The organism is Neorhizobium galegae bv. orientalis str. HAMBI 540, from assembly GCF_000731315.1.
Lineage (GTDB): Bacteria > Pseudomonadota > Alphaproteobacteria > Rhizobiales > Rhizobiaceae > Neorhizobium > Neorhizobium galegae.
The window spans coordinates 3,035,656-3,049,597 of the sequence record NZ_HG938353.1 but is presented as its reverse complement, the minus strand read 5'-3'; the positions used below and the strand labels follow the sequence as shown (position 1 = coordinate 3,049,597).

The window sequence follows — 13,942 nt, the reverse complement described above, 5'->3', positions numbered from 1 at the left end:
TGTTGCGTCTGTTTTCCTTGCCGGCCGTTAAAATGCAAGCTTTTCTCAAAAGGGGATGTTCAAGGCTTTCTGACACAACCAGCGGCATAACAGCCTAAAAGGGCCATGATGACCATTGCTGGGAGCCGAGCATGATTGCGCAAATCCTCGTTGTCGATGACGATCCTATTCAGCGTCGCCTGTTGAAGAATGCGGTGGAACGTTACGGCCATGTCGCCCATCTCGCCGAGAACGGCCTGGCGGCGCTGGAGTTCCTGAAGCGCACAGCGACAGACATCAATGTCATCGTGCTCGACCTGATGATGCCGGAGATGGACGGCCTCACCTTCCTCGCGGCGATCCGGGAACTCGGCGTCGAGACGCCCGTCATCGTCCAGACGGGACAGGGCAGCATCGAATACGTGGTGCAGGCCATGCGCGCCGGTGCCTTCGATTTCGTCGTAAAGCCGGTGTCGCCGGAACGGATCGGCGCCTCGATCTCCAATGCGCTGAAGCTCGACCAGAAGGAATCGAAGGCCCGCGTCGGCCGCCGCCATCGCGCCGGCGCCGTCGGTTTCGGCGATATCATCTCGGCAAGCCCCGACATGCTGCGGGTCATCGACCTCGCCCAGCGCGCCGCCCATTCCAACATCCCGGTGGTGCTGGAAGGTGAATCCGGCGTCGGCAAGGAAATGATCGCCCGCGCCATCCAGTCGAACAGCGACCGGGCCGGCAAGCCGTTTATCACCGTCAATTGCGGTGCCATTCCGCACAATCTCGTGGAAAGCATTCTCTTCGGCCACGAGAAGGGCGCCTTCACAGGCGCTTCTGAAAAACATACCGGCAAGTTCGTGGAAGCCGATGGCGGCACGCTTTTCCTCGACGAGATCGGCGAATTGCCGCTCGACGTGCAGGTGAAGCTGTTGCGCGCCGTGCAGCAGGGCGAAGTCGAGACCGTCGGTGCCTCGAAGGTCCAGAAGGTCAACGTCCGGCTGATTTCGGCGACCAACAAAGACCTGATCGAGGAAGTCCGCGCCGGGCGCTTCCGCGAGGACCTCTATTATCGCCTCAACGTCTTCCCGATCACCATTCCGGCACTGCGCCGCCGCAAGGAAGACATTCCGCATCTCGCCCGCGTCTTTGCCGAACGGTTCTCGACCGAGCAGAAGCTCAACAGGACGTTGTCGGTCGGCGCCGGGGCGCTTGCGCTTTTGACGGCCTATGACTGGCCGGGCAATATCCGCCAGCTCGAAAACGCCGTATTCCGGGCGGTGGTGCTTGCCGAGGGCGACGAGCTTACCGAAGACGATTTTCCGCAGATCGCAGCGCAGATCCCGGAATTCCGGCAGGCGGAACTGGCGGCGACCGCCGTCATGCCCGCGCCGGGTGTTTTGTCCGATCACGCCATGCGCGAGGCGCTCGCCGATTCGCCGGTATTTGCCAATAACGACAAGGGGCGGGCCGGCAGGCCGGATGCGAAGGCGATGCTCGCCGCCGCTTATCCCCAGGAAAACGTCATCGTCAGTACCGACGACACGGGCGAAGTAAGGAAGCTTGCCGATGTCGAGGAGGAGCTGATCCGCTTCGCGCTGAAGTTCTATCGCGGCCAGATGAGCCAGGTTGCCCGCAAGCTCGGCATCGGCCGTTCGACGCTTTATCGTAAACTCAAGGATTACGGCATCGATCCTGATGATCCCCTGAAGGAAGCCGCGTAATTACTAATGTATTAGCGAGTGTTAACCTTCGCGCAAGGATGTCCTGTCAACGTCTGTCAATCTCTGATTAGTCAATTGTTGACTATACGGGAGAAGCTTGTACATGTGTGGCACATTTGCCATCGTGTCACCGCAATTGACAGTCATTTGAGGCAACGTGGGACGTTGTCGACAGGACGGGGATCGTTTTGCCGGATCAGTATGCAAAAGAAACGCCTTCGGGTGAGAAGAGGCGCGGCGGCAAAGTCGGGCTTTTTGCCGGCCTCACCAAATGCGTTGCGGCCGTCGCCCTGTTGGTGCTGATGGCTCTGCCCGTGCTTTCGGTCTCCGCAAGTGACGCCGCCGCACAGGAAAAGAGCCTCAAACTTTATTTCGTCCATACCGGCGAAAAAGCCGTCATCACCTTCAAGCGCAATGGCAAGTTTGATCCCAAGGGCCTCGCCCAGATCAACCAGTTCCTGCGTGACTGGCGACGCAACGAGCCGGCGCGGATGGACCCGCGGCTCTTCGATCTCGTCTGGGAAGTCTATCGCCGTTCCGGCGCTTCCGACTACATCCATGTGGTCTCGGCCTATCGTTCTCCCACCACCAACAACATGCTGCGCACCCGTTCGCGCTACACCGGTGTCGCCAAGAACAGCCAGCACATGCTCGGCAAGGCCATGGACTTCTACATTCCGGGCGTGAAGCTTTCGACGCTGCGCGGGCTCGCCATGCAGATGCAGGTCGGCGGCGTTGGCTATTATCCGACTTCGGGTTCGCCCTTCGTGCATCTCGATGTCGGCGGCGTGCGCGCCTGGCCGCGGATGACGCGCCAGGAACTGGTGCAGATATTCCCGAACGGCAACACGATCCATCTTCCCGCCGACGGCAAGCCGCTTCCCGGCTACGAAGCGGCGATGGTGGATTACAAGCGGCGCGTCGGTTCCGATTCGATCCAGATCGCCAGCACCGCCGGTGCCGGCATCCGCGGCGACGGCTCGGAACGGAAGCGGCAGCCGAACCTGCTGGCCTTTCTGTTCGGCGGCGGTGGTGCCGACGAGGAGGAGGACAACGCGGAAAACACGGCTCCGGCCGTGGCGAAGCGTGGGGCTCCGGCTGCCAAGCCCGCTGCAGACGACGACGAGGGCGAAGCGCCCGTCGCGGTTGCCTCGGCGTCGCCTTTGACAGGCCAGGCGCAGGCTCCGGCACAGGCGCAGACGATCGCAGCGCCCGTACCGCTTTCGCGCCCGGCTTTCCGTTCGGATGCGGGTGGGCTTGCGACGGCGCTCTATTCTCCGGCGCGTAACCCGGCCCAGGAAGCGCTTGCCCTGCAGGCGTCGGCCCCCGCCCAGCCCGGCGGCGAAACCTTCGCCGATCTTTCCGCCTATAATATTCCGGTCCCGACGCTGCTCGGACCGCGCGGCTTCAAAGGTGACGCGGAAAGCGGCGTGATGACCGCATCCGTTGGCCCGATGCGCGCTCAAGAGGATGTCGCGTCCGTACCGCTTCCCGGCCAGCGTCCGAATATTGCCGCTGCGGCGCCCGCCGCCAAGGCGGAGGAACAGCAGGAACTGACGCCGGCCCTCGTTGCGGCGCTTGCCCAGAGCGTCGAGCCGCGTCCGGCGGCAGTGCCGTCCGGGCCGGTTGCCTCGGCTCAGCCGGCTCCGACCCAGCCTGCTGCGGCAATGGCGGCGGCTCCGATGCCGGCCCAGAAGCCCGTCGAAACGGCGTCGGCTTCTCCGAAAGTGATCCATTCCAACAAGGGCGCGCAGTTCGGCGATGGTTTTGATACGCCGCGCAGTCCGGTCTCCGCTTCGACAAGCGCGCTTCCGATCCCCGCAAAGGGCGGCCGTGCGCCCGCCTCTGCTTCGCAGACAGCAAGCGGCGGCGCGCTGACGGGCGACGTGCTGGCGAAATGGGCTCTCAACAACAATCGCGCCGGCGCGGCCGCCTCGATGAAGGCACCGCGTGTCGTCAGCCGCACCCTCAACAACGAATATTCCGCGGGCTATTCCGGCGGCGGCTTCAGGCCGGTTGCCGCAACGGTAGCGATCGATCCGAACCGTTTCAGCGGCCCGAACAACTGATCGCCGGACTGATCGAAGACCATAAAAAACCCGCCGAAATGGCGGGTTTTTTATGCTTGGTGCCTGGCCTGCATGTCTTGCGAAAGATCAGGCGGCATCCTGGTCGGCTGGGGCTTCGATCATGCCGAGTGCCTGGAGGTAGGTATCGAGGATCAGATCCTCTTCCATGCGCTCCTGATCGTCCTTCTTGCGAAGGGCGATGACCTTCTTCATGATCTTGGTGTCGTAGCCCATGCCCTTGGCTTCGCCGTAGACATCCTTGATGTCGTCGGCGATGGTCTTCTTTTCTTCTTCCAGTCGTTCGATACGCTCGATAAATGCGCGAAGCTGGTCGCGGGCGACGCCATGAGCATCAGACATCGGGGCCTCCTGATCGTGTAGATTTCAATGAATGGTCGTCAACTGCCGAAAAGCCGCCGCAAGGTCAAGCGCAATCGGCAAATCGATCAGCCATGGACGGGCTTGTTCACGTCGAATGCGGCTTTTTGTGCATCCGAGGCCTCCGCCTGGTGCAGATTTTTCCAATCCTCGTAGGGCATGCCATAGACGATCTCGCGGGATGCGTCCTTGGAGAGGTCGATGCCGGCACCGTTGGCGGCATCGCGATACCAGTTCGACAGACAGTTGCGGCAGAAGCCCGCGAGGTTCATCAGGTCGATATTCTGCACGTCGGTGCGCTCGCGCAGGTGCTGGACGAGGCGGCGGAAGGCGGCGGCCTCGAATTCGGTCTGCTGTTCTCTGCTCAGTTCTGTAGGCGTGAGTTCGCTCATGGCGCACCTCCGGGTGTCGCGTCAGACCGGATAGGGGCCGGTGCGCGAGGGAAAGATCCTGTATTCATGCAATGTGGGGTCGGCGTTGAGCCTCTTGAAGACCGGCGCCAGCCTTTCCACCCAGGCGGTGATGCCGGTCTCGTCGCCGATCAGGTCCTGGCGGACCTCGAGAAGCGCGTGCGGAATTCCCGACATCATGCAGTGCCGGTACATGGTGTCACCTTTGAGCGCGCCGTCATAGGGCTCGTTGTCGCCGACGACGATGTCGCCAGGTTCGCCAAGCAGGTGCAGGAGGGGCGTCACGGCGCGATCGTCGCTGTCCCAGAGCACGGCCGCGTGCCAGGGGCGGGCGACGCCCTTCCAGAACGGCGTGAAGGAATGCAGCGACAGGACGAGCGGCGCGCGACCCGGGCTGGCTGCCTTGGCGATGGTGCGCTCGACGGCCCGGTGATAGGGCCGGTGATAGGTATCGAGGCGGAAATCCCATTCTTCCTGCGTGATAGGATGATTGCCGGGAATGATCGCCCCGTCGGAAATCTTCATGATCAGGGTCGGATCGTCCTCGCCGCGGTTCGGATCGATCAGCAGGCGGGAGAAACAGCCGAGCACGGCCGGCACGTTCAGCATCGCCGCGAGCTGCCGGGTCAGCCCCTCGACGCCGATGTCGAAGGCGATATGGCGGTGGAAGGCGCTCTCCGGAAGACCGAGGCTGCCATAGGAAGCGGGCAGGCGGTTCATCGCATGGTCGGCGAGCAGCACCATGCCGCTGTCATAATCGCCTTCTATGATCTCGAAAGGAATGAAGTCCTGCATCGCCGTCGAAAATGAAGTGGTTGCGAAAGGTGGGTCGAGAGACGGGTGTTGATGACATGGGGAAAGTCGCGACGCAAGCCGTGCCGGCGTCACGATCAGCATGGGTTGAGGCCGTGAGACGGACTAATCGATTAGAGTTACGTTGACTTTCCGACTCCGCCGCGCGAAGAAAGTGCTTCACGAATAACCATGGAGTCCTGACGGAAACCGTGTCGAAAAAATCCCCCAAAGCTTATCTTCGCTCCCTCGTTTCCGCTCCGGCGCTTGCCGCCATGGTCGCCTCCGGTATTCCGCTTTTCGCGGCGACTGCCGCGCATGCGGATTTCCGCGTCTGCAACGCCACGCAGAACCTCGTTGGCGTGGCGATTGGTTATCGCGCCACGGAAGGCTGGACCACGGAAGGCTGGTGGCAGGTTCCGGCCTCCACCTGCGCAACGCTGATCGAAGGCGAACTGCAGTCGCGCTACTATTATCTTTATGCCGAGGATGCAGCTCGGGGAGGCCGATGGACCGGCAACGTGAACATGTGCGTCGCGGAGAACGAGTTCAAGATCGTCGGCGTCAACGATTGTTTTGCCCGTGGCTTCCAGCGCATGGGCTTCAAGGAATATGACACGGGCCGTCAGGGAAGTTGGATGGTCCAGCTTTCGGATACGCCTGGCACACAAGAAGGCCAGAACTGATGAGGCGCAACCGCAAAGTAAAGATCCTCGCCACCCTCGGACCCGCTTCGTCCGAAGAGGAGATGATCCAGAAGCTGCACGAAGCGGGGGCTGATCTCTTCCGCATCAACATGAGCCATGCGAGCCACGATCTGATGCGCACGCTGATCAAGCGCATCCGATCCGTCGAAGAGCGCAGCGGCCGGCCGATCGGCATTCTCGCCGACCTTCAGGGGCCGAAGCTGCGCGTCGGCAAGTTCGCGGCCGGCAAGGTGACGCTGACCCCCGGCCAGACCTTCACGCTCGACAGCCGTGACGAACCCGGCGACGAGACCCGCGTGTTCCTGCCGCATCCGGAAATTTTTGAATCTGTGAAAGTGGGCCACCGCCTGCTGATCGACGACGGCAAGCTGGCGCTGAAGGCCGAGAAGTCCGACGGCAAGAGCATCGTCTGCAAGGTCGTCGCCGGCACCAGCATTTCCGACCGCAAGGGCGTCAGCCTGCCCGATACCCTGCTCGGCGTTGGCGCCCTGACCGAAAAGGACCGCATCGACCTCGACGCGGTTCTGGCGACAGACGATGTCGATTGGGTGGCGCTTTCCTTCGTCCAGCGTCCCGACGACCTTGCCGAAGTTCGCAAGATCGCCCGCGGCCGCGTCGGCATCATGTCGAAGATCGAAAAACCCCAGGCGCTGGAGCGCATCGACGAAATCATCGAGCTTTCCGATGCGGTCATGGTAGCGCGCGGCGATCTCGGCGTCGAAATGCCGATCGAAGCCGTTCCGGGCATCCAGAAGCAGCTGACCCGCTTGTGTCGGCGCGCCGGCAAGCCGGTCGTGGTAGCCACGCAGATGCTGGAATCGATGATCACCGCCCCGGTTCCGACCCGCGCCGAGGTATCTGACGTATCGATCGCCGTTTTCGAAGGCGCCGATGCGATCATGCTCTCGGCCGAATCAGCCTCCGGCCAGTATCCGGTCGAGGCGGTGTCGATGATGGCGTCGATCGCCAGCACGGTCGAGCAGGATCCGCTTTATCCGAGCATCATCTATGCCCAGCGTGCGACGCCTGAGGCAACAGGTGCGGACGCCATCTCGCTTGCCGCCCGCCAGATCGCCGAAACCTTGAAGCTGGCGGCTATCGTCACCTATACCTCGTCGGGCACGACGGGCCTGCGCGCATCCCGCGAACGTCCGGAGGTGCCGATCATCGCGCTGTCGCCGATCGTCCAGACGGCACGCCGGCTTTCGCTCGGCTGGGGCATGCATTGCGTCGTCACCCATGACGCGACCGACCTCGACGACATGGTCAACCGCGCCTGCCGCATCGTCGTGTCGGAAGGTTTCGGCAAGCCCGGCGACCGGATCATCATCTCGGCCGGCGTTCCGCTCGGCACGCCCGGCGCCACCAACATGCTGCGCATCGCCTATATCGGCTCGGACGGCCAGAGCGGCATCTGAGGCGTATCATCCAGGCAAACGAAAACCGCCGGAGCGATCCGGCGGTTTTTTATTGCGCACTTCCATTGGTCAGATGGTGATGCTGACCGTCGGCATGGCGGAGATCGTGCCGGTCAGCGTGTCGACCGAGGCGTCGAGGTTCTGGGTGCCGGGGACCGTGGCTGTGCTGTTCTGTTCGCGCAGCCTGCGGGCGGCTTCTTCCAGAAGTGCCTTGATCTGCCGAGCCACGGTGCTGAATTCCATCGCGGTCTTGATGTCGTCGAGCGACAGTTTTGGCGCCTCCCGCGGCGTCTCGTCCATCTCGTCGAGATAGGCCTGCTCGGCATACGAGACCGGCCGGTCGTCCTCCGCCGGCTCGTCATCCGTGGTATCTGCGGCCGCAGTCTGCTCGCTCGTATCCCGGACTGTATCGGCGATCTCTGCGCCGGACGGAGCATTGGCGGAAACGGGGGATGTGGCGCCGCTGCCGGCTCCGGTCAGGGCCTCGGTGAACTCGCGGGCAGCGCCGGCGACCATGACCCCGAGCTGGGCCGCCTGCTTGGCGACCACTTCCGGATCGAACCCCCAGCGGCGCATGAACTCGAGTTGCTGCTTGGCGTCGTCGAGCTTCTGTTTGGCGCGGGCCTTTGCTTGCTCTTCCGCTTCGTCCGTCGCCTTGTTCAGCGACGTCAGGCCATGGACGAGGCGATCGTAAGGCGCGTCCTTGGGGCTGGAGGGATCGGACGACGCCGGTGCGGCGTTCGTCGCGGTCGACGCGCTATCCGGCTTCGCGGACCGTGCGGAATAGTCCCTGCCAATGCTGCCGATTTCCATCTCGTCTCTCCGATTCCGTTTACTCGGACGTTGGGACGGGCAGCTTGCTTGGGGCTGGCTTATCGGAGCCGGGCTCAGGTTTTTTCGATCGAGAGATCCATTTCAGGAGCCGAGTCTTCCGCCGCCGGCGCAATCCGCGCTTCCGCGATGCGGGCCGCGGCCTTCAGGTCGCGGGGGAGACCGGCAAGCTTCTCGATCGCAGCGAGCACGACGTCGGTTGCCACGTAGTCGGGCTTATGACCGAGATTGCGGATCGAGACGAGTTCGGATCCGGCGATATCATCGGCTAGGCCGCGCGAGTGGATTTCCTCCGCAACGATCGCGTCGCTGTCGCCGGTAATGATCACCGTTGGCGCGGTGATCTCGCTGTATCTCGGCGCGACGCGCGTTACGTAGCCGTTGAGATTGGCGACATCGATAGCATTGCTGCGAAACACTTTCGGGCGGAGGACCAGATACGGCGCCCCGTCGCGAAGATAGGTCTCTGGGCAGGGGTTGGGATGAAAGACCGAGCGAGTGGCGGTTTTCATCACCACGAGGCCGGCCGGCAGGGTGAGAAGATGGCTGAACAACCGGCCGATGACCGGGCGGGCGGTCAGATTGTAGTACCAGTCGATCCGGCCGGGCCAGGGGTGGGTGGCGGGCGCCAGAAACAGCAGGCCGGCGGTCTTTTCCGGATGGTAGAGGGCGAAGCTCGCGGCGATCGCGCCGCCGAAAGAATGGCCAGATATGATCGCCTTGTCGATGCCGCGCTTTTCCATCAGCCTTGCGATCGCCGCCGCCTGGCCGTCCGGGAAACCGTTTTCAGGACCGTCGCGCTCCGAATAACCGTGGCCCGGCCGGTCGACGAAGAGCATTTCGGCGCGGCCTTCGAGCGCCTTACGGAAGGCCGCCTCCTGATCGCGGAAATTGCCGCTGGCGCCATGGATGAAGACGATCGCCGGCAGGTCGGCGCCGGTCGGCTTCGGCACGTGCAGCGAGTTCATGGAAAAGCCGCCGACGTCGATCAGTTCGCCGGTATTCGGGAACGCGATCTCGATCGCCTTCGCCTTCCAGGCGGTGAAGCAGAAAGCGGTGGCAACAATGCCGGCGATGGCAAGGGGCAAGATCATCATCGACGGGCTGCCGTAGGGCTCAGGTCCGGTTGCCGGCGAGCTTTTCGGAAAGCTTGGTGACCACTTCCTGGGCATCGCGGTCGGCGGGGTAGACGGCCAGATAGTCCTGCCATGCCTTCAGCGCAAGCTCGTCCTTGCCAGCTTCCGTCAGGATACCGGCCATGCCGGCAAGCGCTCCGAAATGGCGCGGCTCGCGCTTCAGCACTTCGGCGATGTCGGCCATGGATTTGCGGGCGTCGCCCATCGTGTAATGCAGCGTGGCGCGGCGGTTCCAGCCCTCGGCGAAGGCGGGATCGAGGACCGTCACCTGATCGAGGAAATCGAGTGCCGCGGCATTGCGCTTTTCCTTGATGGCGGTCGCAGACCACTGCATCAGCAGGTTAACGGTGGCGCTGCCCGAATCGTTCAAGTCGGCGATGATCTGGCTGGCGATACCGCGTGCCTTTTCCGGATTGCGTTCGCGCTTCAGGGCATCGAACAAAGCATCCACGGGCCGGCCCGGTTTCTGGGCGACGGCCGGAATGACTGGCGCCGCAGCAGGTGGGGCTGCGGGCGGCTTGGGTGTCGCGGTCTGGGCGAGAGCGGACGAAGCGGCAAGGCTCGCGGCGAGAATCAGGGTATTGAAACGAAAATAGCGCATGCGGATAAGGTAATCCGCCTGCGCCGAAGGTCAAACCCGATTTGTCGTGTTACCGACAATTTGATCGGCTGCGGTCAAAGACCGGAACCGAACGCCGATATCAGCCCTGACGAGCCTTGAAGCGCGGGTTCATCTTGTTGATGATGTAAACGCGGCCCTTGCGGCGAACCAGACGGTTATCGCGGTGACGAGCCTTCAGCGCCTTAAGCGAGTTCTTGATCTTCATTTTCCTGGTCCAGCAGTCTGTGGGCGCGAAGCCGCATGTCTATCAATCAAAAGCGCGCCGCCAAGATTCTTCGAGGGGCGCGCTCTCAGTTGGGCGTGCAGATAACCCGAGCCAATCTGCATGTCAACCTTGTGACGACGTTTTCAGGCCCCTCAATTCGGTCACATGGCCCATTTTCCGGCCCGGTCGGGATTCCGTCTTGCCATAGAGATGGACCAGAACCTCATCGCGGGAGAGCCAGGCGGGTACGTCCAGAATGTCGTCGCCGATGAGGTTGGTCATCACGCAGTCGGAATGGCGGACGGGGCTGCCGAGCGGCAGGCCTGCGACAGCGCGGATATGCTGCTCGAACTGCGACACCACGCAGGCGGCTTCCGTCCAATGGCCGGAATTATGGACGCGCGGGGCGATTTCGTTGGCGATCAGCGTGCCATCCGCCATCACGAAGAATTCCATGCCGATGACGCCGACATAATCCAGCGCGGCAAGCAGCTTCTCCGCCGAGTCGCGGGCGGTCTTCGCCGTCGCTTCGGTGATCCTGGCGGGCAGGGTGGAGGTGTGGAGAATGCCGTCGCGGTGTATGTTCTCAGCCGGATCATAGCAGGCAACCGTGCCGTCGTTGGCGCGGGCGGCGATGATCGACACTTCGCGCTCGAAGGGCACGAAACTTTCGAGAATCAGTGGCACGCCGCCGAGCGCGTCATAGGCGCCGGCCGGCTTGTCGTCGGCGGAGCGGAAGACGCGCTGGCCCTTGCCGTCATAACCCATCCGGCGGGTCTTCAGGACGCCTTGGCCGCCGAAATCGGCGAGCGCCTTTTCGAGGTCGGACTGGCTGTCGACGGCATGGAATCGGGCGGTCTCGATGCCGCAGGAATTCAGGAAGCGCTTTTCGGTCAGCCGGTCCTGGGAGACATCGAGCGCTTTGGCCGGCGGATAGACCGGCACCGAGCGCTGCAGCGCCTCGGCGGCGGTGACAGGCACGTTTTCGAATTCGTAGGTGACGACGTCGCAGCGGCTGGCGAGTTCGGCAAGCGCTGCCGGATCGTCATAGGCGGCAGTGATCTGGGCATTGGCGACCTGGGCTGCCGGGCAGTCGGCCTGCGGTTCGAGCACGATCGTGCGGAAGTTCAGCCGGGCCGCGGCCATGGCCAGCATGCGGCCGAGCTGGCCGCCGCCGATAATGCCGATCGTGTGGACAGTCATGGAGCCTCGTCGATTGGGTAGTCTGCAACGGCGGCGCTTTGGCGGGCGCGCCATTCGTCGAGCCGGTCGGCGATCTCATCATCGTTGAGGGCGAGAACCGCGGCTGCCAGCAGGGCAGCGTTGATGGCACCGGCCCGGCCGATGGCAAGAGTGCCCACCGGAATGCCGGCCGGCATCTGGACGATCGACAGCAGGCTGTCCTGGCCGGACAGCGCCTTCGACTGAACCGGCACGCCGAAAACCGGCAGCGGCGTCATGGCGGCGGTCATGCCGGGCAGGTGTGCCGCACCGCCGGCACCGGCGATGATGACCTGGAACCCTTCGGCGCGGGCGCCCTTGGCGAATTGCATCATCCGCTCCGGCGTGCGATGCGCCGATATGATACGGGCCTCATAGCCGATATCGAGCGCTTCCAACGTATCGGCGGCGTTCTTCATGGTCTCCCAGTCGGACTGGCTGCCCATGATGATGGCGACAGCGGGTCTTTCAGACATGGCGGCCCTCTTAAGCGATGATATCCGGAACGATCTGATCTTCGAACTGCGTGATCTTGTCTTTCAGCGACAGCTTCTTCTTCTTCATGCGCTGCACGCGCAGCGCGTCACAACCGACCTGGATCATGGCGTTGATGGCAGCGTCGTAATCCTCGTGTTCCTGCCGAAGTTTCGCGAGCACCAGCCGGATATCCGCCTGTTCCTGATCTGCCATATTCCAGTCCCCATTCTCACGCCCGCATTTTCAGCGGCAGTCGGCCATGTCCGCAAGCCTCTACCACCAAACCGCGTTAACGGGAAGTTAGACAAGGTCACGAATTTGCCTCCTTGAAACCACGATTTCACCTTCGACAAACCCGGCCGATCGTGTCACACTTCCTTCGTAAACCTGAAGCCTCGGCATTAGGGAATGCCGTGGTAGGTACCAAGGAAGGAACATGCCACATGACCGTCCAGGCTCATATCGCATCGCTTGAAAAGAAGCATGGTGCTTTGGAGGAGGAGCTCCAGGCAATTCTCGCGTCACCCTCCGCCGACGACCGTGAAATAGCCGATCTCAAGCGGCGCAAGCTGCGCATCAAGGACCAAATGCAGCGCATAAAGGCATCCACGCGTCATTAGTTCCTCAGTAGGAGAACCCGCCGCTCGCCCATTGTTTCATCAGTTAGAGGCGCATAATGAAGGCGGCAAAATAATCCAGAAATATCAATGACAAGGTTCTGGTCGTGGTGCAGGGGACCACAAAATCCAAAAAGATTTAAAAGCCCCGGTCGTCACGACCAGAACTGATCGAGCCACAGGTTCAGCCTGTCGAAGCCCTTGCTGTTGACGGAATAGATGCGCCGCGTGCCTTCCGCCGTCACATTCACCAGATTGCTATCCAGAAGCGCCTTCAAGTGCTGCGATACCGCGGGCCGGCTGATCGGCAGGCCTTGCGCAAGTTCGTTTACGGTTTTCGGCGCGCGCCGCAATTCCTCCAGCAGATACCGCCGGTTAGGATCAGCTATGGCTGCAAAGGGGTCAACGGTTGTCATGCGTTGAACTTACGGTAAACGCCCGGTGACGGCAAGATTTATTGTGCATCGCAACAATGTCGATTGCCTTATTTTGCGTTGCTTTTTTAGCGACGCCGCGCCTGCGTTACCGGGTCAGAACGGCAGGCCGTCCCACAGCAGTTTCAATCCCGCACAGAATGCCAGACCGTAAGTCATCGGATAGAAGGTTTCCGCCTTCAGATGCTTGACGACGGCCGCGCCGAGCATGGTCGCGATCAGGGCCACCGGCAGCAGCGTCGCGGATATGGTGAGGTTCTCCGCGTCGAGCGCGCCCAGCAGGAAATAAGGGATGACCTTGACCGCGTTGACGATCGCGAAAAAGCGGATGCTGGCGCCGGTATAGGATTTCGGATCGAGCCGCATCGGCAGGACGTAGATCTGGAAAGGCGGTCCGCCGGCATGGGCGACGAAGCTCGCGTAACCGGACAAGGCGCCCCAGAACGTGGCGGCGGCCGGGCGGTGCGGCAGCGGAGCCGCCGGCCGGTTGGAGCGAGGACCGTAGACCTGCCAGAAATAGCGCACGGTAAACAGCAGCGTCGCCGCGGCGATGACGAGGCGTAGCGCATTGTCGGAGACATAGGCCGAGGTCGCCCAGCCGAGCGCGATGCCGATGATGCCGCCGGGCAGGATCATTAGCAGCGTTTTGCGGTCGTTGAAGTTCCGCCAGGACCATAATGCGACGATGTCCATGACGATCAGGATTGGCAGGAAGATCGCCGCTGCCTTGACCGGGTCCACGGCGAGCGACATCAGCGGCACGCCGAGCAACCCGATAGCGCCGCCAATGCCTCCTTTCGAGAGGCCGACAAGCAGAACGGCGGGGATGGCGAAGGTGAAGAACGCGAAGCTGAGCGTATCGGGCATGAAGACTCGGGAGGTCGATGAGGGAATGGTTGATCCGGCAGGCGGTCCGGTCTATCGAATTTGC

General features: G+C 62.4%; 16 protein-coding genes and 2 pseudogenes. 6 read left to right on the top strand and 12 right to left on the bottom strand.

The features are described 5' to 3' along the window. Positions 1-131 precede the first annotated feature (131 nt). From RG540_RS15115 to RG540_RS15110, 3 genes and pseudogenes are all read left to right on the top strand, one after another. Positions 132-1,320, top strand: a pseudogene (locus RG540_RS15115) (sigma-54-dependent transcriptional regulator); the annotation flags it as partial. Positions 1,321-1,517: 197 nt separating this feature from the next. Next, positions 1,518-1,694, top strand: a pseudogene (locus RG540_RS33605) (helix-turn-helix domain-containing protein); the annotation flags it as partial. Between the two features lie 188 nt (positions 1,695-1,882). After that, positions 1,883-3,763, top strand: coding sequence for a DUF882 domain-containing protein (locus RG540_RS15110; RefSeq protein ID WP_244446571.1), 1,881 nt, complete (start codon positions 1,883-1,885; stop codon positions 3,761-3,763). 87 nt (positions 3,764-3,850) lie between these two features. Here RG540_RS15110 and RG540_RS15105 read toward each other — a convergent pair whose 3' ends face one another. From RG540_RS15105 to RG540_RS15095, 3 genes are all read right to left on the bottom strand, one after another. Next, on the bottom strand, positions 3,851-4,123 hold the full coding sequence (locus RG540_RS15105; RefSeq protein WP_007752220.1) for a DUF2312 domain-containing protein: 273 nt from the start codon (positions 4,121-4,123) through the stop codon (positions 3,851-3,853). An 86-nt stretch (positions 4,124-4,209) separates the two neighbouring features. Further along, positions 4,210-4,533: a DUF1244 domain-containing protein gene (locus tag RG540_RS15100; protein ID WP_038589444.1), complete on the bottom strand. Its 324-nt coding sequence runs from the start codon at positions 4,531-4,533 to the stop codon at positions 4,210-4,212. Between the two features lie 21 nt (positions 4,534-4,554). Beyond that, the gene (locus RG540_RS15095; protein WP_038589442.1) at positions 4,555-5,346 is read right to left on the bottom strand and encodes an N-formylglutamate amidohydrolase; all 792 of its coding nucleotides are present in this window, start codon (positions 5,344-5,346) and stop codon (positions 4,555-4,557) included. Positions 5,347-5,618: 272 nt separating this feature from the next. Between RG540_RS15095 and RG540_RS15090 the strand changes: the two genes are divergently transcribed. Together RG540_RS15090 and pyk are read left to right on the top strand one after the other, a co-directional pair. Further along, complete coding sequence (locus RG540_RS15090; protein ID WP_038593910.1) at positions 5,619-6,029, top strand: DUF1036 domain-containing protein; 411 nt, start codon at positions 5,619-5,621, stop codon at positions 6,027-6,029. Continuing rightward, positions 6,029-7,468: a pyruvate kinase gene (gene pyk, locus RG540_RS15085; RefSeq protein ID WP_038589439.1), complete on the top strand. Its 1,440-nt coding sequence runs from the start codon at positions 6,029-6,031 to the stop codon at positions 7,466-7,468. Before RG540_RS15090 ends, pyk begins: the two co-directional genes overlap by 1 nt. Positions 7,469-7,537: 69 nt before the next feature. On the opposite strand, the gene RG540_RS31145 is transcribed toward pyk, so the two are convergent. The 7 genes from RG540_RS31145 to RG540_RS15050 form a co-directional block, all read right to left on the bottom strand. After that, a complete protein-coding gene (locus tag RG540_RS31145) occupies positions 7,538-8,281 on the bottom strand; it encodes a hypothetical protein (RefSeq protein WP_051909440.1) in 744 nt (247 codons plus the stop codon). Positions 8,282-8,355: 74 nt separating this feature from the next. Further along, positions 8,356-9,396 carry an alpha/beta fold hydrolase gene (locus RG540_RS15075; protein ID WP_038589436.1) on the bottom strand — a complete coding sequence of 347 codons (1,041 nt, stop codon included), beginning with the start codon at positions 9,394-9,396 and terminating at the stop codon, positions 8,356-8,358. Positions 9,397-9,415: 19 nt separating this feature from the next. Next, positions 9,416-10,036, bottom strand: coding sequence for a tetratricopeptide repeat protein (locus RG540_RS15070; RefSeq protein WP_038589433.1), 621 nt, complete (start codon positions 10,034-10,036; stop codon positions 9,416-9,418). 100 nt (positions 10,037-10,136) lie between these two features. Further along, the gene (ykgO, locus tag RG540_RS15065; RefSeq protein ID WP_007607121.1) at positions 10,137-10,262 is read right to left on the bottom strand and encodes a type B 50S ribosomal protein L36; all 126 of its coding nucleotides are present in this window, start codon (positions 10,260-10,262) and stop codon (positions 10,137-10,139) included. Between the two features lie 123 nt (positions 10,263-10,385). Next, complete coding sequence (locus RG540_RS15060; RefSeq protein WP_038589430.1) at positions 10,386-11,465, bottom strand: 5-(carboxyamino)imidazole ribonucleotide synthase; 1,080 nt, start codon at positions 11,463-11,465, stop codon at positions 10,386-10,388. Continuing rightward, positions 11,462-11,959, bottom strand: coding sequence for a 5-(carboxyamino)imidazole ribonucleotide mutase (gene purE, locus RG540_RS15055; protein ID WP_007757842.1), 498 nt, complete (start codon positions 11,957-11,959; stop codon positions 11,462-11,464). The genes RG540_RS15060 and purE overlap by 4 nt, the downstream gene beginning before the upstream one ends. Before the next feature lie 10 nt (positions 11,960-11,969). Beyond that, positions 11,970-12,173 (bottom strand): YdcH family protein, encoded by a 204-nt coding sequence (locus RG540_RS15050; protein WP_007757840.1) that lies wholly within the window; start codon positions 12,171-12,173, stop codon positions 11,970-11,972. Between the two features lie 230 nt (positions 12,174-12,403). Between RG540_RS15050 and RG540_RS31410 the strand changes: the two genes are divergently transcribed. Further along, on the top strand, positions 12,404-12,580 hold the full coding sequence (locus tag RG540_RS31410; protein ID WP_038544999.1) for a YdcH family protein: 177 nt from the start codon (positions 12,404-12,406) through the stop codon (positions 12,578-12,580). 152 nt (positions 12,581-12,732) lie between these two features. Here the strand turns inward: RG540_RS31410 and RG540_RS15040 are convergent, their stop codons facing one another. Continuing rightward, complete coding sequence (locus RG540_RS15040) at positions 12,733-12,993, bottom strand: ArsR/SmtB family transcription factor (RefSeq protein WP_038544997.1); 261 nt, start codon at positions 12,991-12,993, stop codon at positions 12,733-12,735. A gap of 114 nt (positions 12,994-13,107) precedes the next feature. Continuing rightward, positions 13,108-13,878 carry a sulfite exporter TauE/SafE family protein gene (locus RG540_RS15035; protein ID WP_038589428.1) on the bottom strand — a complete coding sequence of 257 codons (771 nt, stop codon included), beginning with the start codon at positions 13,876-13,878 and terminating at the stop codon, positions 13,108-13,110. Positions 13,879-13,942: the final 64 nt, after the last annotated feature.